Genomic DNA, 18,683 nt, shown 5'->3' with positions numbered 1-18,683 from the left:
GCTTTTTTTTATGCATTTATATGAATTGTTTATCAAGTACTTAGAGGTGTTTTTAAAAAAATATCGAGTTTTGTAAAACCATACTTCTAATAACTTCGTAAATAGAGTAACAATAAACTTAAAACACATATTATGAAAACTAAAAAAATAATTACTTCAATAGCATTTGCATTTGCTTTAATATTTGGATCTACCGTAATGGCTCAAGATTCTAAAATGGATAAAGACACTAAAATAGTAGGAGGAGCTACTATGTATCCTTCAAAAGATATTGTTTCTAATGCCGTAAACTCTAAAAACCATACAACATTAGTTGCTGCTGTAAAATCTGCGGATTTAGTAGAAACATTACAAGGTGATGGTCCTTTTACTGTTTTTGCACCAACTAATGAAGCTTTCGATAAACTACCAGAAGGAACAGTTGCAACATTACTTAAGCCTGAGAACAAAGAAAGTCTACAAGCTGTATTGAAATACCACGTCATATCAGGGAAATATAGCGCAAAAGATATTATGAAAGCTATAAAAAAAGGAGATGGCAAAGCAACGTTTACAACTGTACAAGGTGGAACGTTAACTGCAATGATGGATGCAAAAAATTTAGTATTAAAAGATGAATCTGGTAACACGTCTATGGTTACAATAAGCGATGTAAATCAGTCAAATGGTGTTATCCACGTTGTAGATACTGTAGTATTACCAGGAATGTAATATATAAATTGGTTAGGGAAGAATTAGCTTTTTTGTTGATTGGTTAGCTAATTCTGGAAAAGCACAAGTTTATACTTGTGCTTTTTTTTATACCTTTAAGTTTCTAATGATAACTAGTAAATGACACCAAAAATAATTTCGATTTCAGAGAAAAAACTAATTGGCAAGAAAAGTACAATGCGTCATGGCGAATACGGAAAAATTATTGCACTTTGGAAACAATTTATGCCTCGGAAAAATGAAATTAAAGCATTAATAAATACAGAATTAATAGCTATTCAAGTATATAGTAATTTTAATGCTATGGATAAACCATTTGAAATAAGAGCTTGTGCCGAAGTTTCTAATTTTGAAAATATACCAACTGAAATGGAAACGTTTACAATACCTAGTGGAGACTATGCTATTTTTCTTCATAAAGGCATTAATGCATCAGAAACCTATCAAAAAATTATGACCGAATGGTTACCGTCTTCTGGTTATAAAATAGATAATAGACCACATTTTCAAGTGATGGGAGCAAAGTACATTAATGGAAGTCCTGATTCTGAAGAAGATTTTTATGTACCAGTAAAATTAGTAATTAATTAAATTCTAAAATCCTACTCTAAAATCACAACCTACTTTATAATTACTGCAACCAAATGCTGTTTTTCCTTTTAGCACTTTCCCTGTTTTACATTTAGGGCATGCATCTCCTGCTTTTAAAACTGCTTTTTTAGTGGTTTGCTTAGGTTCTAATTTTAGTTTAAAATTATCATCAAAGCGTATTAGCCCTTCAACAGATTGATTTTCAACTTTGAAGCCTTTTAAATTTACAGTAGAACCTTTAGTGATTAAACGAATAAATTGCTTTTCAGATATTTTCTTATTTCCGAAACTAAACGGCAATGTAAAATCACAAGATTTACCGTATAAATTACAGCCATAAGCAGATTTTCCTTTTAAAAGTGAGCCAGTTTCACATTTTGGGCAAGCGCTACCAACTAAAGCTGCTGACTTCGGTTTACTTTTAGGTTTAGATTTTCCAACAGGTTTATTATTAACCGCAGAAATTCTAGTTTCTACTTTTTCGCTTCGTACTTCGTAAACTAAGGCATCAACCATACGTTTCATTCCACGAATAAAAGCTGTTGCACTAAATTCACCTTTTTCAATATCCTTTAATTGTTTTTCCCATGAACCCGTTAATTCTGCAGATTTAAGCAGCTCATTTTGTATGGTATCAATGAGTTGGATGCCAGTTATTGTTGGTAGTATCTGTTTCTTATTTCGTTTTATGTATTTACGTCTAAAAAGTGTTTCAATAATATTGGCACGTGTAGACGGACGACCAATACCGTTTTCTTTCATTAAGTCTCTTAACTCGTCATCTTCAACTTGTTTTCCTGCAGTTTCCATAGCACGCAAAAGCGAAGCTTCTGTAAACTGATTAGGTGGCTTAGTTTGTTTTTCTAAAAATGACGGTTCATGTGGTCCTTTTTCACCTTTTTCAAAATTTGGTAATAATTTATCTTTTGATGTGCTGCTGGTTATTCCTTCATCTTTTTTCTCAAAAACAACACGCCAACCCTTAGATATAATCTCTTTTCCTGTGGTTTTAAAATTGACATCTGCTGCTTTACCAATTACCGTTGTATTAGAAACTTTACAATCGTCATAAAAAACAGCAATAAATCGTTTGACTATAATATCATAAACTTGTTGTTCATTATACTGCAGATGTGTTTGCATACCTGTTGGTATAATGGCATGGTGATCTGTTACTTTTTTATCGTTAAATACGCGAGCAGATTTCTTAATCTTCTTACTTAAAACAGGTGCTGTAAGCGTCGCGTAATCCGTTAATTTAGATAAAATGCCTTTTACCTTAGGATACACGTCGTTTGGTAAAAATGTAGTATCAACTCTAGGATAAGTTACTGCTTTTTTCTCGTATAGTTTTTGAGCTATTTTAAGCGTATCATCTGCAGAAAAACCAAACTTGGTGTTGCAATATACTTGTAACCCAGTTAAGTCGAATAATTTAGGTGCATATTCTGTACCTTTCTTTTTGGTTGTAGATACAATTTCAAACTGATCTTCCTTGACTTTATTGGCTAATATTTCGCCATCTTCCATTTTAAGAAAACGACCTTCTTCATAACTAAAAAGTGTGTCTCTATAAAGAGTTTGTAATTCCCAATATGGTTGTGGTACAAAATTCTCAATCTCCTTAAAACGGTTTACAAGCATCGCAAGCGTAGGAGTTTGCACACGACCAACAGAAAGCACTTGTTTATATCCACCATGTTTCACAGTATATAACCTGGTTGCATTGATTCCTAAAAGCCAATCACCAATAGAACGAGAAAAACCAGCGTAATAAAGATTATCGTAATTTTCTGCAGGCTTTAAATTCTTAAAGCCTTCTTTTATTGCTTCAGTGGTTAAAGATGAAATCCATAAGCGTTGTACTTTACCTTTGTAATTCGCCTTATTAATGACCCAACGCTGTATCAATTCTCCCTCTTGGCCAGCATCACCACAATTTATGACTAAGTCGGCTTTATCAAATAAACTTTTTACAATATTAAATTGCTTTTTAATACCATCATTTTTGGCCACCTTAACCTCAAATTTCTCTGGTAACATTGGTAAGTTGTTTAGGTCCCAACTTTTCCAATACGGTTTATAATCTGCTGGTTCGTATAAGGTACAGAGATGTCCAAAAGTATAGGTTACGGCAAAGCCATTGCCTTCAAAGTAACCATCGCGCTTCGTGGTTGCTCCTAAAACAGCTGCAATTTCTCTTGCAACACTTGGTTTTTCGGCTATACAGACTTTCAAATAGATTTCAGTTTAATGACTGCGAAAATACAGAATTTTATAGTTGAATAAGGAATTTATTAGAGTTCTAAAACTAATTTTTGCCCAATCTTTAAGGTTGTATTTTGATTGATAGCATTTGTTTTGCATAGTCTGGAAACAGACATATTATTTCGTCTAGAAATACCATAGAGCGTATCTCCTTTTCTTACCACATAGAACTTAGGCTGTTTAGCTAAACTAGCCATAGCAGCTTCATCTGCAGACTTAATTACTTTAATTTTACTTACGCGTTTTGAATTGTGAAAACGTGCGTGTGTCCATTTTTGTGTTACCCAAACATGCTTAGATCTAATTTTATTATTTGAAGAAAAATCAAATAAATATTCAGGATGGATGGGTTGACCTTTATAACTCAGTTCTAAATGTAAATGGCTTCCCCTTGAATTTCCTGTATTACCACCTTTTCCTAAATATTGTGCTCTCTTTATAGTGTCATTGGCTTTTACTGCAATGTAAGATAAATGCGCATAAGTAGATTCTAATCCATTAAAATGCCTAACAACAACAACGTTTCCGAATCCGTTGGAGTATTTCGCAATTCTCACAATACCATCTAAAATGGAAACTACTGAATCACCAGTCACTAGGTCAATATCAATACCATTATGAGGTCGTCCTCGTCGCCAACCATAATGCGATGTAATGACTTTTTTATGTGAAACAGGTGAAGCATACGTACTATCGGTAAAAAACAACTCTAAAGGAAATTTTTGACCAAAGTCATGATATGGATGATGATCTGTATTATCCCAATGATCTGCTTTTATATCTACTACAGGTTTCGTAGGTTTTACAATTAATGGAATTTCAATAGCTTCCTTAATTACACCTTTTTTGTACTTGCTTGTGTTTAATTCAATCTTTAAAGAAGTAGAAATTGAGTCTTTCTGTGCGTAAATAAATAAGCTAGTACAGACAAAAACAACACAGAAAAAAAGATATTTCATAGAGGGATTAATGATCTAATAATTTTTGAAACGTAAATATATAATAAATATTATTTTCAATATTTAATTTCTAAAATCAGTTATTCAATTTTTATTAAAATTATTCTTTTTTACTTTTACTACTTATCTATAGGATTGATACTTTTTTTGTGAGCGAAAGTGTTGTAAATTTGCAGCTTCAAAAGATAATCCGAAATTATATTTATGTCTCAAACAAATCAAGCTGTTCAAGCAAAAAAAACTGATAAAGAATTATATGACTACCAACAAGGTGCCATAAGTCAGATTTTCGAAAAATTTGATTCCGAACGCGAAGATTATCACTTACTGTATCAATTACCAACAGGTGGTGGAAAAACGGTTATTTTCTCTGAAATGGTGCGTCAATACCTAAAGAATCACAAAAAGAAGGTTTTGATTATGACGCACAGAGTAGAACTTTGTAATCAAACCTCTAAAATGTTAGATGGTTTTGGTGTTACAAACAAAGTGGTTAATAGTAAGGCTAATTTAGATGACCAAGCAGATTATTCTTGTTTTGTGGCCATGGTAGAAACGCTTAACAATAGACTAAACGATAATATGTTAGATATCTCTGACGTTGGTTTAGTTATTATTGATGAAGCCCATTATAATTCTTTTACCAAACTGTTTAAGTTTTTTGAAAAATCCTTTATTCTTGGTGTTACTGCAACACCTTTAAGTTCTAATAAAGAGTTACCTATGAAGGATAACTACGACGAACTTATTACAGGAGAAACAATTGAGAATCTTATCGAGAATGAGTTTTTAGCACGTGCAGAAACGTATGCCTATGATATGGGTTTAACCTCTTTAGAAGTAGGATCTAATGGCGATTATACTGTAAAATCTTCTGAAGATTTATATTCTAGTCCTGCGATGTTGCAAAAGTTGATTGATGCATATAAAAGACATTCGCTAGGTAAAAAGACTTTAATTTTTAATAACGGAATTAACACTTCTATTAGTGTGTATTATGCCTTTAAGGAAGCCGGAATTCCTATTATGCACTTAGATAATACAGCGACTAAAAAACAACGTAAACAAATTTTAGAGTGGTTCCATGAAACGCCAGATGCTATCTTAACCTCAGTAAGTATTTTAACTACAGGTTTTGATGAGCCAACCATTGATACTATTATCTTAAACAGAGCTACAAAATCATTGACTCTATATTATCAAATGATTGGTCGTGGTTCTCGTATTCTAAACAACAAATCTAAATTTACAACAATAGATTTAGGAAACAACCTTTACAGATTTGGTCCTTGGGGCGCAGATTTAGATTGGCAACTTATTTTTAAGTCACCAAATTGGTATGCTGATCGTATTAAAGATGATGAGGCTATTGAGTCTAATTTTAAGCACGATTTATCAGAGGAAGTTAAAGAAGAGTTTTCAAAATCTGAAGACACATATTTTGATATTAAACAAACTTATAAGGATGCTGTTGCTAAAGGAGAATCTAGTAAAGTTGTGTTAGAACGTTCTATTGAACATCATGCTAAAATTTGTATTGAAAATAGTGAAGATGTATACGATGCCCTTGCTTTAGCAAAACTTCTTAAGGAAGATATTAATCAACGTATTGAGACCTATGCCAAGTGTATAAGTAGAAGTACTTACAACTTCTTAAAATGGTTGAAGGATGATTATCAAAAGAAGTTAAACTCATATTTAAGGACTAATTTCGATGAAAAATTTGAAGAAATCCACGGGTTTCCTCCAGAGGATGAGTAAACCAAGGACTTTGTAATTAAAGTCATTTAATTGCTTTATGCTTCATAAATTAGCGTAGTTTCGCGCCTCAAATTAAAGCACTAAAAATGAAACGTATTAACCAGTACAAAAAGTTATTTTCAATTGAAGATTCTATTGATTTAAAATCTTTAAAGAAAACGTATAGAAACCTTGTAAAAAAGTGGCATCCAGATAAATTTCAAGATGGAGATGCTGGCCAAGAAGAGGCAGAGCAAAAGAGTGTTGAAATTATCGATGGCTATCATTTTTTAGTGAGTATTGCGCCAGAAACTAAAGCTTTAAATCTTGAAGAATATACCAATACAATAACAAATTCTTCAATTTTAGATTTTCAGCATAAAGGTCAACTTTTAGAAATCACATTTTTAGACGGTTCTACTTATGAGTATTTTGGAGTGCCTAAAGGTGTTTTTATCAAATTTTTAAATTCTGATAAACAAATGCGTTTTGCAAGACGAAGTATTTTTAATTCGTATTTATACAGAAAATCTAAGAGGGAACTTCAAGAAGCATAATATCAATTAGTTATGAGCAACGAAAATTCAGAGAAACTTGACGATATCTCTATCAATGAGATTGAAAACTGCATTTCTATTTTAGAACGTTTAGTTGCTGATACAGATCAGATATTTGAAATTCCTAAGCCACAACGAACGGCTTTAATAAAGGCTTCCGGACAATTATCACGTCCTAGTAGAGAAGAATTTTCGCGTCGTAAAAAAGACGCAAAAAAAGCCGCTAAGCGAAAACAGGCTGCACGAGATAAAAATGCTCGTAAAGAAACAGGTATACGTAGTGCCAGAGAAGCGCATATTTTTGTTGCGCCAAAATTATTGCCAGAAGCTGATCTAAAAGCCAAAGAACAATTTGAGCTAGAATCACCTAGAAATTGCTACGTCTGTAAGACGATGTTTACTAAACTGCATCATTTTTACGATACCATGTGTGAAGAATGTGGCGATTTTAACTATGCTAAACGTTTTCAAACTGCAGATGTAAAAGGACAAGTCGCTGTAATCACTGGTTCTCGATTAAAAATTGGTTATCATATTACATTAATGCTTTTACGTGGTGGTGCAACAGTAATTGCCACAACACGTTTCCCTGTAGATTCTGCATTGCGTTTTTCTAAAGAGGAAGACTTTACAGAATGGGGACACCGACTAAAAATTCATGGTTTAGACTTAAGACATATTCCAAGTGTTGAGATCTTCTGTAATTTTATAGAGCAACGTTACGAAAAGCTTGATATACTTATCAATAATGCAGCACAAACCGTTAGACGACCAGCAGGTTTTTATAGCCATTTAATGCCAAATGAAGAACGACCAATTGAGGAGTTACCGAAATTTGCACGTGATTTACTCAATGATCATACAGAATGTTTAAATGAATTAAAACAACTAACCTCTGGTGCATCATCAAATAAAAATATGCCAGTGACTTGGCATGGACCAGAACCAGGCATTGGATTAAGAGCTTCAGCTAAATTATCCCAAATTCCATATAGTTTTGATAATACCTTAGTTTCTCAAGAGGTTTTCCCAGAAGGAAAACTGGATGCCGATTTACAACAAGTAGACTTAAGAAAAACCAATAGTTGGCGATTAAAACTTGGAGAAATTGAGACCACAGAAATGATAGAAGTCCAATTAGTAAATTCGGTAGCACCTTTTGTTTTGTGCAATCGTTTATCTGAAGTAATGAAGAAAGAGAACACAGGTAAGAAGCACATTATCAATGTTTCGGCTATGGAAGGCAAGTTTCATAGTTTCTTTAAAGAAGATCGTCATCCACATACTAATATGGCAAAAGCAGCTTTAAATATGTTAACGCATACTGCAGCTGGTAGTTTAGCTAAAGAAGGTATCTTTATGAATGCTGTAGACACTGGTTGGGTTACAGATGAAGATCCAGCTGAGTTAGCAAAACGAAAACAAGAATTGCACGATTTTCAGCCACCTTTGGACATTGTGGATGGTGCAGCACGTGTTATGGATCCATTATTTGATGGTATAAACACAGGTAAGCATTGGTCTGGCAAATTCTTAAAAGATTATAGACCCATTAGCTGGTAATTGGTAGCTATTCAGCATAGATTTCAGAACTTAAAAGACTGTTAATGTTACTGATAATTCAATCTTTTGTTGGTATCTTAGTTATTATGGTTAAAAAAGAAATAGTTAAAATATTTAATGTATTTATAGTTTTAGTTGTGTTAACGACGATGTGGAGTTGTAAATCTAGCAACGTTGATGATGCTAATAAACCGTCTGATGCCATTAACACATTACAAAAATTATTAGAAAGAGAGGAGTATTATATCGATATCGATGTTGTATATCCTTTTAATACCGCAGCGACTCAACGAGTAGCCAATGCCTTATTTTTATCTCAAACAGGCAATAATGCGAGTAGAATAGATGTCACAGAAGACGGACATTTTATCGAAATAAATACTGATTCTGTATCAGGTAATTTGTCATTTTTTGGAGAAAGACGTTTGAGCGCAGGTAATTATGGTGGTCGCAATAGTGGTATTGTGTTTAATGGAATTCCTGAAAAATATGTAAAGACTATTAATGAGTCCAAAAAAAGACTCGACATTGAATTTGAAATTAAGCAAATTAATGAGCCTTCAGAAACTTATAACGTAAAACTAGAACTATTTCCTAATAATAAAGTAGCTGTCAATATTACATCGACGTACAAGACTTTTATTAAATATAGCGGAAGACTCAGAGCAAAAGATGAATCTGAATAGAGACGCGTTAAGCCTCTAAAGCATAAACTAGAAATATCCTTTATATTTTACAATAAATTGTAGTGTTTATTCAAAGGACAAATTACCTTTGCGCAACAATAAATACACTATGGCTACATTTAAAGAATTAGGAATTCACAAATCTTATATAAAAGGATTAAAAGAACTCAATATTGTTAATCCAACGGAAATTCAAGAAACCGTAATTCCTATTTTACTTGAATCTAAAACTGATTTGATAGGCTTGGCTCAAACAGGAACTGGAAAAACAGCAGCTTTTGGCTTACCTGTTTTGCATAGTATTGACACTAATAATTCTGACGTGCAAGCTTTGATTATTGCGCCAACGCGTGAGTTGGTTCAACAAATTCAAAAACAACTTTTCAGATTTACTAAATATGTAGACCAAAAGATATTTTCAGAAGGTGTATATGGTGGTGAAAAAATTGATAAACAAATTAGAAACCTAACAAGAACTACTCATATTGTTGTGGCAACTCCTGGCCGTTTATTAGACTTAATTGAAAGAGGTTCTATAGATATTTCGAAGATTAAAACCTTAGTTTTAGACGAAGCTGATGAAATGCTAAGTATGGGTTTTAAAGAAGACTTAAATAAAATTTTAAAATTCAACACTTCACGAAGAAATACATGGTTATTTTCTGCAACCATGCCTGAAGAAATAAAAAACATAATTAAAAACTACATGTCGCCAAGTGCTGTAAGAATTGAAGTAAATAAAAATGCTTTGGTAAATAAAAATATTTCTCATCACTTTATTCAAACATCAATAAAAGACAAAGTTAATATGATTATCCGAATTTTGGATAAACGTCAAGACGAGCGAGGTATAATATTCTGCAGAACAAAAGCAGGTACAAAAGCCTTAGCTGAGCAATTACAAAATGAAGGTTTTGCCGTTGGTGCTTTAGAAGGTGATATGCAACAAAAGGAACGCGATAAGGTAATGCGTGCGTTTAAAAATGAAAGCATACAAGTTTTAATTTCTACTGATGTATCAGCACGAGGTATTGATGTTAATAACTTAGCTTTTGTATTACATCATCAATTACCAGAACATTTAGATTACTATACACACAGAAGCGGAAGAACAGCAAGAGCAGGAAAAACAGGACAATCTATTGCACTTATCATTCGTGGTGAAATGCAGAAAGTAATTGATACTCAGAAAGCTTTAGGTATTGTGTTTAGAGAGATAACGATGTAGTTGACTTACTTTCTTCGTTTAAATTGACAAATTTAAGAGATCATGAAACTAGTTCAGGATGACAAATCATGAGTGTTTGTTCTTCATAGGTTATTTGCAAGATTTCATAAGTTTCTGTCATGCTGAGCTTGTTTCAGTATCTTGCTTGACCATGTATTAGATCCTGAAATTAGTTCAAGATGACAAGTCAAGAATGTTTGTTCCTTACATGTTAGTTACAGGATTTCTTAAGTTTTTGTCATGATGAACTTGTTTCAGCATCTCATTACTAATAATAGCTACTTCGAGTAGATTCATTAAAAATTAAATATCTTAAACATCGATAACTAAAAAATATCAATCGATGCCAAAACGCGATTACCATAACTATTGGGTTTATATAATTACAAATAAAAAAAATGGTGTGTTATATATCGGTTTTACAGGAGGAATCGATGATAGAATGGAAAGACATACCGAAGGTAAAGGGAGTTCTTTTGCTTCAAAATATAAATTAAAGCGCTTAATTTATTTTGAAGAATTTCAATATGTAAATGATGCAATTAAGCGAGAAAAACAGATTAAAAATTGGAGGCGTCAATGGAAAATTAACTTAATCGAAGAGTCTAATCCTAATTGGGATGACCTTTGGGTTCGGTTAGATTCTAAAAGGATTAGTGATTGATTTATTAGATAGATCCTGAAACTAGTTCAGGATGACAAATCAAGAGTGTTTATTCCTCATATGTTGGTTGCAAGATTTCATAAGTTTCTGTCATGCTGAACTTGTTTCAGCATCTTGCTTGACCTTGTATTAGATCCTGAAATTAGTTCAGGATGACAAATCATGAGTATTTGTTCCTCATAGATTAGTTACAGGATTTCTTAAGTTTCTGTTCTGCTGAACTTGTTTCAGCATCTAGATAGAGCGTGTATGTAGATCCTGATACTTATTTAGGATGACAAATCGAGAGAGATTGTTCTAAAAACTAAATTAACTTCCACAAAACTTAAGCACAAAAATCCCAATCTCATAGCAAGAGAGAATTGCATTTTCGTATTTTAATACTATCTTGTGTGTCTAATAAACAACAAACACGATTACACTAATGAAATCATTCACAATTGAAGACATCAATGCCTTTATAAATGGCGAAGTTGTAGGTACAACTACAAATAATATTACTGGATTAGAGCAAATTCAAAAGGCAAATGAAAATCAAGCAACTTTTATAGGCAATAGAAAATTTGCTGCGCTTTGGAAGGATTCTAAAGCAAGTTTGGCCATTGTGAATGACAATTTAGATATAGAACCTGGTGATAATCGTGTGTTGATAAAAGTTAAGAATGCCGATTTAGCTATGGCTAAATTATTAGAGTCTTTTACACCTGAAACACCTCATTTTGAAACTGAAATTCATCCGTCAGCTACGGTTGATAAATCTGCTAAAATCGGCAGTGGAAGTAGAGTAGGTGCTGGTTCTTACATTGGTAAAGATGTTGTTTTAGGAAATAATGTTACCATCTACCCAAACGTAACAATACTCGATGATACAACCATTGGAGATCATACAACAGTTTGGTCTGGTACCATTATTAGAGAGCGATCTGTAATTGGTGCGCATTGTATTTTTCATAATAATGTAAGTATAGGTGCAGATGGTTTTGGTTATAGACCAAGTGATGATGGTAGAGGTTTGGTAAAGATCCCACATATTGGTAATGTTGTTATTGGTAATGGTGTTGAGATAGGCGCCAATTCTTGTGTAGATCGTGGGAAATTTAGTTCTACTATATTAGGTGATGGTTGTAAAATTGACAATTTGGTTCAAATTGCACATAATTGTGTATTAGGACGCTCGTGCATTATGGCAGGAAGTTCAGGACTTGCAGGTTCTGTAACGCTTGGTGATGGTGTAATAATCGGTGGATCTGCTTCTATAAAAGATCATACAACTATACACTCTGGTGCAACTGTTGGTGCTGGTTCTGGTGTAATGAATGATGTTGCTGCCGGAAAAACCGTTTTGGGTTATCCTGCTGTAGACTCTAGAGAAATGCTTAAGCAATGGGTTGCACTTAGGAAATTAGCGCGATAGTAATTTATTTCAGAATTGAGATGCTGAAACTAGTTCAGCATGACAAACTATTAAATCTATATGTCTTTTAATATTATATCTATTCAAGCTTATGTTAGAGTGATGCCTGATTTTACTGTCGACGATAGATAGATAGATAGATAGATAGATAGATAGATAGATAGATAGATAGATAGATAGATAGATGCTGAAACTAGTTCAGCATGACAGACTATTAAATCTCAGAAGTGATGAATGGCTCAGTTTTTAAACCTTATAGAGATGCTGAAACTAGTTCAGCATGACAGTTCATAAAATGATTATAACGCTAGAAAAATTAACTATCCTCATATTTCATAGTTCCTATTAATTTGTCATTCTGAACTTGTTTCAGAATCTAAAAAAATATAAACCAATATAGATTTAGTTAATATACACAACTGAATAAAGTACAACTGTGAACTATCTTAAGCCGATTTCTGTTCTACATTTTGCTTTAAATGCAATAAACCTGCAACCATACCGTCTAATTCATGCTCTAAAAAATTAGCATTTCGTTTACTAAATCCTTGTATAGTATTGGCATAGAGTTCAACACCAGCATGCATAATGCAAACGCTGTAGGTATCGTTGTCAGCATCTAGTTTTACTGAAGTTCGGTACTCACTAGAAATTAATAACCAGTAACATAAACTATTAATCTGGTTAAACAAAGAGAATTTTGTTTCCATAATATATAGGTTTTAATAGACTGAGGGATATCTACATACGAAGGTATTGACTAATGGATACCACAACTAAAATGAGAGTTAAACCAACCCATTTCTCCGACGATATGGATGTAATCACCTTAAAATCGGATAATTAACAACCTTTCAATTTTTGGCATCATTGTTGAATACTACTAAGTAATTATTAAAATAAAATATAAATACAATGATTAAAGGAACAGTAAAATTCTTCAACGATGACAAAGGATTCGGATTTATAACAGAAGAAGGTTCAAACAAAGAGCATTTTGTACACATCTCAGGATTGATAGACGAAATTCGTGAAGGCGATGCCGTAGAATTCGATCTTACAGAAGGCAAAAAAGGATTAAACGCAGTAAACGTAAAAGTTATCTAAAATATTTGGCTTAACCTAGAATTTATGGAAGCTCATCATTAATTTGATGGGCTTTTTTTATTTGAAAAAGCGATTTTATAAGATAACAATCATAGCATATAAGCTAATTCACGTGGAGAATAATTAATAATTTTATGGTGAAAGTTTGAAGTATATGGCCAAAACAAAAACATTTAACATTACACATCTACCAAGTTTACTTGTTAAATCATTTAAATCATGGTTTGCAGGAGAACCATTTCAACGTAGTGCAATTGTTGCATATTACGCTGTATTGTCGTTACCTGCTCTGGTGATCATTATTTTAAAAGTAGTTGGTAATTTTTGGGGAGAAGACTTAGTACAAGGTGAATTATTAGACGAAATTACAAAGGCTATAGGACCAGATGCTGCAGATGCGATAAGAACAATGATTGAAAACCAAAGTGAAAAGAAAACGTCAATATTTGCAACTATAATAGGTATTGCCACTTTATTATATGGTTCCACAGGTGTATTCTTCCAAGTACAATCTGCACTTGATGATATTTGGGAACAAGTCCCAACGTACAAAAACAGTATTATCTCTACACTAATGAGTAGAGTAAAAAGTTTTGGTTTTATAATAATTTTAGGGTTTTTGTTGTTAACCAGTTTTGTATTAACATCATTATTAAGCACATTTAGCACACAGTTAAATCGTTTATTACCAGATAATTGGTTTGATTATTTATATTTAGTAGACTTTTTAATCTCTTTAGGATTTATATACGTATTGTTTGCAACCATGTTTAAATATTTGCCATCAGCCAAAATTACATGGCAATCAGTGCGCGTAGGTGCAGGCCTAACCACAGTGTTTTTCTTAATTGGTAAATATCTACTAGCTTTATATTTTAATACCATGGAACCAGGTTCAACATATGGTGCTGCAGGCTCTATTATTTTAATAATGCTATGGGTATCTTATACGAGTTTAATTTTATTGTTTGGTGCACATTTTACCAAACAATATGCAGATCAATATGTTGAAGGCGATTATATTTCTTAACTTTAAGCCTATATATGAAGTTATTTAACAAGAATAGATTTAAAATGATAGAAGGGAAGCGCCTTAAAAATTTCTTCTCTATGCCATAGGCGAAATTATATTAGTAGTGATTGGTATCTTGGTTGCTGTGGCTATTAATAACTATAATGAAGATAAAAAAGCTGAAAAAGAATGTTTGAAAATAGCCAAACAAATACAGCAAAAATTAACTTCTGATATTGCTATTATTAAAGAGACACGCGAAGAAATTAGCGAGAATTTAAAACTGTATAATTTATACCTTAAAAAGGATAAAACGAAAGCCGAACGTTTAACGATTGTTTCTCAAGCACCATTTTTAGTAACCATTGGTATTCAGTTTTTACCTGTAAACCCAGTATTATCATCGTCATTAGATAAAGTATCTTCTCAAAATACAGCATTGGCTAACAAACTGTTAGAAATAGAACAAGATTACAATGTTGTTGACAAAACATTGCGACCAATGGAAGATATTATGAAAGATGAATTAATTAAAAATATTAATCATATTAAGGACAATTTCTCGTGGTATGAAAAATTGGTTGGCGATAACGGTAGTTTTACGGTTGAAGAATATAAATATTTTGGTTCAGATGATTATAAAAACCGTGTGCTACACATGCGTTTTTTATATGTAGATGGTTACGACTCAATTCTTGCGGAAGTTGAACAAATGTATGCAACACATTTAGAAGAATTGAATGCTCTTATAGAAGATCAATAGGTTTGTAATATTTACATAGAGCATCTTGTTAATATAAAAGAACTCAAATAGAAGTTGGTTTAGAAATATTCTATTTTACATAATATAAATTATAGGACAAATGCTATTATTGGTTATTTAGTCAAAGTGTACCATTAGTCAACTATAATGATATTATGTAAAATACCCAGAAACACTTGTTTTCATTACAATACACAGAACTTGGGTCATTAAACTTTATCCTTTAATAATATTTTACAATTTAGGAAACTTAGAACATTAGATCCTATAATTTGACGTTATGTAAAATGTCCGCTGTCAAACGCTCGATTGCTTTATAAAATCAAATTGCTCTGGCAATTTATTTTGTACACAATTATCCAACGCTTGCCAGCCACACATAAAAGCTACGTTTTAGTAATCATTAAAATTTTGAGGTATTTGGATATTTGTACTACATATTTTTTTCTAGACGATTCTCATGGCATTCCATAAGAGCTAAAATTTTAAGAAAATAAAATTCTTAGCACTTACTATATTGTTAGTTCCAATTTGTCTTTTTTAATTGTAACTACTTATATTATGTAAAACAAAATTTGAAACATTAGAACTAACCAAATTTTAATTATATATCTTTTGTCTTGAAACAAAAGAAACAAAAATTCAAGACTGCATATAATTTTGGAAACAATTACGGCTCTCTACGCTACATTTTAGGAAACTTCTGAACTTATTAAGATTGTTTAAGGATCTATTAAATAACGTAACTCTTTAGACAATGTATTACTAGCTCCCTAAAATCTTACGCTTCATTCACCTATTGTTTTACCAAAATTTTATGAGGTCGGCAGAAAAATAGTTTTTATCTGTTCTAAAATAACTACTGAACCAACAAACCCGCAACATTTTGTTACGGGTTATAATACTTTCGTATTTGCGGAAAGAGAGAGATTCGAACTCTCGGTACAGTAAACCGTACTCTTGATTTTCAATCAAGCGCCTTAAGCCACTCAGCCATCAATGTCTTTAAAAAATCATAATTTGAGTGATCCTTCTTCGTATTTTAATAAACTCACTATTTCTTTACCTAAAACGTATAGTTTAGTTATTCCAACATCTGGAAAATATCCAAGCTTATTGTTGTCTAGCTTTTCTGCATTAACTGAGGCAGTCTCTATATCAGGTGCATAATCCTCAATTTTATAACCTCCTACAACTTGATCACTCAACAACTGTTTCATATGTGTAGGATTATCAGGGACTACTTTTGTCTTTTCTTTATGATAATATAGCCATACTTCAAAGCACTGATTACTAATTCCTATATGCCAATTATCGGTTTGTTCAGTTAGTTGATATAATTCTTCAATACTAGCTCTTTTCCATCTGTCGACATCTAATACAAACCATAATTGATCTTCAAATTCATTTTCCCACCCATTTTCTTCTATATATTCAGAAGCTCTATTTTGCAAATGATTGGGAGCAGATTCCCCTTTATTTTCACCCACTGGTGCTATAGTTTTTACTATCAGTTTTTGAGATTTTTTATCAAAAAAATTAAAATATTCAGCCTCTCTTTCTCCTTCGCATATCAAGATGAATTTTCTGGCATCACGGAAAGGTTTTCCTTTTTTATATTTTCTATTCTCTTTTTTAATTGGAGGCATACTCAGTCCAATTTAAATCCTCAAAATTTGCTAACATCGGTATTCCTCCAAATCTTCTATTGAGATAACCTTTTCTTATATCTAAATCCGTTCTAATTTTCTTATAATCTGCTAAAGTTTTAAATTCAGTACTTCCAGTTTTTTTGTTTTTTTCCGCAAACCAAATCTCATCTGGCCTCAACATGTTTAAATCTAATAAATTAGATTCGTGTGTTGTAAATATCAATTGTCCCTTAATAAGTTTTTCATTCGATAATTTAGTTAAAAAACCTTTTAAAAGACTTGGATGAATACTTCTACCAATTTCGTCAATAATAAAAACATCTAATTCTGCATCATGCACTGTAAGGTTATAAAGCATAGACATGAATTCTATTAACCTTTTAGTGCCGTCAGATTCTTCACTAAGAGAAAATAAATTATCACTACCAAATCCAATATGTTCAATATATAGCTTCTTTAGTACTACTTTTTTGTTTTCAAATATTGCAATCATATCCATATCAATATGATAAAAAGAGTCAGGATCCTTGCTTAGATCTTCAATTATTTCATTTGCAAAATCTTTATCATCTTCTCCAAAATATTTTTCTATATCAAAGGTCTTAATATGCAAATCTTTAATTCCTGTATCAAAACTACAAAGCATATCCCGTGTGAATTCCATAAAAGATGGTTCGAATATGAAATTGCTTAATAAGTATTTAGGTTTCGAAGAAGGGAAGATTATATGCATACTTAAAATCCAATTAGCAGCTACTTCTGCTTCTTTAGATAATTTCCCTAAATCAATTTCACTTATTGTACTTAAAAATAATTCGTCAGATTTTGTTATACCTTTATAATGATCTAATAAAATTTTGTGCTTTTGGTTTTTAATTAAGTTATCACTAACATTTATTTTATTTACACCTTTTTTCGATACAGTTCTATCAAAAATTAATTTGTCTTCTTTGTCAATTATTGAATTATATAAATATTCATTTACAATATCACCTTTATTTACTTCTATTCCATAAATATAAATTTTCTTATGAGCTAAGAATTCGACTTCAAAAACTGAAGGCTTGTTTTTATTACTCTTGAAATTAGAAGACTCAATATTTATAACTTTACCAAAAGAAACACTATCTCTAAGATAATCTATAGAATTAATTAGATTTGATTTACCAGAAGCATTAGCACCATATATTGCGGATAATTTAAGAACATCTAAACTCTTAAATCTGTGCACGTGATTATCTAATCTTCTAAAATCACCAGTAAATAGGTTGAATTCTGTTGACTTATTGAAAGATAAGTAATTGGATACATTATATCTTAATAGCATTTTATGACGATTTTTTCGTTTTATTATTATCAAATATAGCATAAATAATAATAAAATATACCTTATGCAACGAAATTTACGTTATAATTAACATTCCACACACATTTTCTCCACTACTCTACCCTTTCAGAAAAAGATTGTTCCATTAACTGAGTAGAGAAACATTTTAGAAGAAAAAAATAAAGAAAAGTAATATTTAACATGCGCTTTTAACCAAAGCCCATGTTTACATAACGCAAGTACATTATAGGACAAATATTGATTATTTACTAAGAACATACCATTATATCCCACATAGTTTATAATTCCATTAGAATATGTAGTACTTGGGCATTAAACTAGAAACGGTTTGCTTCGCAGATCTAAAAAAGCATTGTTCCTATAATTTGTCGTTATGTAAAATGTCTTTGTAACGCTTTATGGGATAAGATTATTATATAT

Annotated in this window: 17 protein-coding genes; 12 read left to right on the top strand and 5 right to left on the bottom strand. The window is 31.8% G+C overall.

All coding sequences use genetic code 11. The annotated features are described in order from the left end of the window. Window positions 1-132: 132 nt before the first annotated feature. Both Q0891_RS06680 and Q0891_RS06675 read left to right on the top strand, forming a co-directional pair. Window positions 133-711, top strand: coding sequence for a fasciclin domain-containing protein (locus Q0891_RS06680; RefSeq protein WP_299100013.1), 579 nt, complete (start codon window positions 133-135; stop codon window positions 709-711). A gap of 120 nt (window positions 712-831) precedes the next feature. Beyond that, window positions 832-1,302, top strand: coding sequence for a GyrI-like domain-containing protein (locus Q0891_RS06675; protein ID WP_299100011.1), 471 nt, complete (start codon window positions 832-834; stop codon window positions 1,300-1,302). Window positions 1,303-1,305: 3 nt separating this feature from the next. Here Q0891_RS06675 and Q0891_RS06670 read toward each other — a convergent pair whose 3' ends face one another. Beyond that, on the bottom strand, window positions 1,306-3,540 hold the full coding sequence (locus Q0891_RS06670; RefSeq protein WP_299100009.1) for a type IA DNA topoisomerase: 2,235 nt from the start codon (window positions 3,538-3,540) through the stop codon (window positions 1,306-1,308). A 59-nt stretch (window positions 3,541-3,599) separates the two neighbouring features. After that, window positions 3,600-4,529, bottom strand: coding sequence for a peptidoglycan DD-metalloendopeptidase family protein (locus Q0891_RS06665; RefSeq protein WP_299100007.1), 930 nt, complete (start codon window positions 4,527-4,529; stop codon window positions 3,600-3,602). Window positions 4,530-4,733: 204 nt separating this feature from the next. Here Q0891_RS06665 and Q0891_RS06660 point away from each other — a divergent pair, with 204 nt between their 5' ends. The 7 genes from Q0891_RS06660 (at window position 4,734) to lpxD (ending at window position 12,381) form a co-directional block, all read left to right on the top strand. Next, on the top strand, window positions 4,734-6,290 hold the full coding sequence (locus Q0891_RS06660) for a DEAD/DEAH box helicase family protein (RefSeq protein ID WP_299100005.1): 1,557 nt from the start codon (window positions 4,734-4,736) through the stop codon (window positions 6,288-6,290). An 86-nt stretch (window positions 6,291-6,376) separates the two neighbouring features. Further along, on the top strand, window positions 6,377-6,826 hold the full coding sequence (locus tag Q0891_RS06655; RefSeq protein ID WP_299100003.1) for a KTSC domain-containing protein: 450 nt from the start codon (window positions 6,377-6,379) through the stop codon (window positions 6,824-6,826). A gap of 12 nt (window positions 6,827-6,838) precedes the next feature. Then, on the top strand, window positions 6,839-8,389 hold the full coding sequence (locus Q0891_RS06650; protein WP_299100001.1) for an SDR family oxidoreductase: 1,551 nt from the start codon (window positions 6,839-6,841) through the stop codon (window positions 8,387-8,389). A gap of 44 nt (window positions 8,390-8,433) precedes the next feature. Then, window positions 8,434-9,075, top strand: a complete 642-nt coding sequence (locus tag Q0891_RS06645) for a DUF4251 domain-containing protein (RefSeq protein WP_299099999.1) — start codon at window positions 8,434-8,436, stop codon at window positions 9,073-9,075. A gap of 109 nt (window positions 9,076-9,184) precedes the next feature. Beyond that, a complete protein-coding gene (locus tag Q0891_RS06640) occupies window positions 9,185-10,303 on the top strand; it encodes a DEAD/DEAH box helicase (protein ID WP_299099997.1) in 1,119 nt (372 codons plus the stop codon). Between the two features lie 343 nt (window positions 10,304-10,646). Beyond that, the gene (locus tag Q0891_RS06635) at window positions 10,647-10,967 is read left to right on the top strand and encodes a GIY-YIG nuclease family protein (RefSeq protein ID WP_299099995.1); all 321 of its coding nucleotides are present in this window, start codon (window positions 10,647-10,649) and stop codon (window positions 10,965-10,967) included. 424 nt (window positions 10,968-11,391) lie between these two features. Continuing rightward, a complete protein-coding gene (gene lpxD / locus Q0891_RS06630; RefSeq protein ID WP_299099993.1) occupies window positions 11,392-12,381 on the top strand; it encodes a UDP-3-O-(3-hydroxymyristoyl)glucosamine N-acyltransferase in 990 nt (329 codons plus the stop codon). Between the two features lie 446 nt (window positions 12,382-12,827). Here the strand turns inward: lpxD and Q0891_RS06625 are convergent, their stop codons facing one another. Next, the gene (locus tag Q0891_RS06625; RefSeq protein WP_299099991.1) at window positions 12,828-13,091 is read right to left on the bottom strand and encodes a hypothetical protein; all 264 of its coding nucleotides are present in this window, start codon (window positions 13,089-13,091) and stop codon (window positions 12,828-12,830) included. Between the two features lie 205 nt (window positions 13,092-13,296). On the opposite strand from Q0891_RS06625, the gene Q0891_RS06620 reads away from it, so the two are divergent. The 3 genes from Q0891_RS06620 (at window position 13,297) to Q0891_RS06610 (ending at window position 15,263) form a co-directional block, all read left to right on the top strand. Then, on the top strand, window positions 13,297-13,488 hold the full coding sequence (locus Q0891_RS06620; protein WP_299099989.1) for a cold-shock protein: 192 nt from the start codon (window positions 13,297-13,299) through the stop codon (window positions 13,486-13,488). Between the two features lie 154 nt (window positions 13,489-13,642). Then, a complete protein-coding gene (locus tag Q0891_RS06615; protein WP_299099987.1) occupies window positions 13,643-14,518 on the top strand; it encodes a YihY/virulence factor BrkB family protein in 876 nt (291 codons plus the stop codon). Window positions 14,519-14,603: 85 nt separating this feature from the next. Next, window positions 14,604-15,263, top strand: coding sequence for a DUF6090 family protein (locus Q0891_RS06610; protein ID WP_367179563.1), 660 nt, complete (start codon window positions 14,604-14,606; stop codon window positions 15,261-15,263). Window positions 15,264-16,276: 1,013 nt separating this feature from the next. Here the strand turns inward: Q0891_RS06610 and Q0891_RS06605 are convergent. Together Q0891_RS06605 and Q0891_RS06600 are read right to left on the bottom strand one after the other, a co-directional pair. Beyond that, the gene (locus Q0891_RS06605; protein ID WP_299099985.1) at window positions 16,277-16,912 is read right to left on the bottom strand and encodes an RloB family protein; all 636 of its coding nucleotides are present in this window, start codon (window positions 16,910-16,912) and stop codon (window positions 16,277-16,279) included. Further along, the gene (locus Q0891_RS06600; protein ID WP_299099983.1) at window positions 16,899-18,242 is read right to left on the bottom strand and encodes an ATP/GTP-binding protein; all 1,344 of its coding nucleotides are present in this window, start codon (window positions 18,240-18,242) and stop codon (window positions 16,899-16,901) included. Before Q0891_RS06600 ends, Q0891_RS06605 begins: the two co-directional genes overlap by 14 nt. Window positions 18,243-18,683: the final 441 nt, after the last annotated feature.

Origin of the sequence: uncultured Winogradskyella sp. (genome assembly GCF_947498005.1) — a bacterium.
Lineage (GTDB): Bacteria > Bacteroidota > Bacteroidia > Flavobacteriales > Flavobacteriaceae > Winogradskyella.
The sequence above is the reverse complement of the archived record's forward strand: the minus strand, read 5'-3'. Positions and strand labels throughout refer to the sequence as shown.

Bases quoted from the DNA above. Each gene is read 5' to 3' on its own strand.
- Q0891_RS06680 (WP_299100013.1), top strand. From the start codon at position 133: ATGAAAACTAAAAAAATAATTACTTCAATAGCATTTGCATTTGCTTTA.
- Q0891_RS06675 (WP_299100011.1), top strand. From the start codon at position 832: ATGACACCAAAAATAATTTCGATTTCAGAGAAAAAACTAATTGGCAAG.
- Q0891_RS06665 (WP_299100007.1), bottom strand. From the start codon at position 4,529: ATGAAATATCTTTTTTTCTGTGTTGTTTTTGTCTGTACTAGCTTATTT.
- Q0891_RS06660 (WP_299100005.1), top strand. From the start codon at position 4,734: ATGTCTCAAACAAATCAAGCTGTTCAAGCAAAAAAAACTGATAAAGAA.
- Q0891_RS06655 (WP_299100003.1), top strand. From the start codon at position 6,377: ATGAAACGTATTAACCAGTACAAAAAGTTATTTTCAATTGAAGATTCT.
- Q0891_RS06650 (WP_299100001.1), top strand. From the start codon at position 6,839: ATGAGCAACGAAAATTCAGAGAAACTTGACGATATCTCTATCAATGAG.
- Q0891_RS06645 (WP_299099999.1), top strand. From the start codon at position 8,434: ATGTTACTGATAATTCAATCTTTTGTTGGTATCTTAGTTATTATGGTT.
- Q0891_RS06640 (WP_299099997.1), top strand. From the start codon at position 9,185: ATGGCTACATTTAAAGAATTAGGAATTCACAAATCTTATATAAAAGGA.
- Q0891_RS06635 (WP_299099995.1), top strand. From the start codon at position 10,647: ATGCCAAAACGCGATTACCATAACTATTGGGTTTATATAATTACAAAT.
- lpxD (WP_299099993.1), top strand. From the start codon at position 11,392: ATGAAATCATTCACAATTGAAGACATCAATGCCTTTATAAATGGCGAA.
- Q0891_RS06625 (WP_299099991.1), bottom strand. From the start codon at position 13,091: ATGGAAACAAAATTCTCTTTGTTTAACCAGATTAATAGTTTATGTTAC.
- Q0891_RS06620 (WP_299099989.1), top strand. From the start codon at position 13,297: ATGATTAAAGGAACAGTAAAATTCTTCAACGATGACAAAGGATTCGGA.
- Q0891_RS06615 (WP_299099987.1), top strand. From the start codon at position 13,643: ATGGCCAAAACAAAAACATTTAACATTACACATCTACCAAGTTTACTT.
- Q0891_RS06605 (WP_299099985.1), bottom strand. From the start codon at position 16,912: ATGCCTCCAATTAAAAAAGAGAATAGAAAATATAAAAAAGGAAAACCT.
- Q0891_RS06600 (WP_299099983.1), bottom strand. From the start codon at position 18,242: ATGCTATTAAGATATAATGTATCCAATTACTTATCTTTCAATAAGTCA.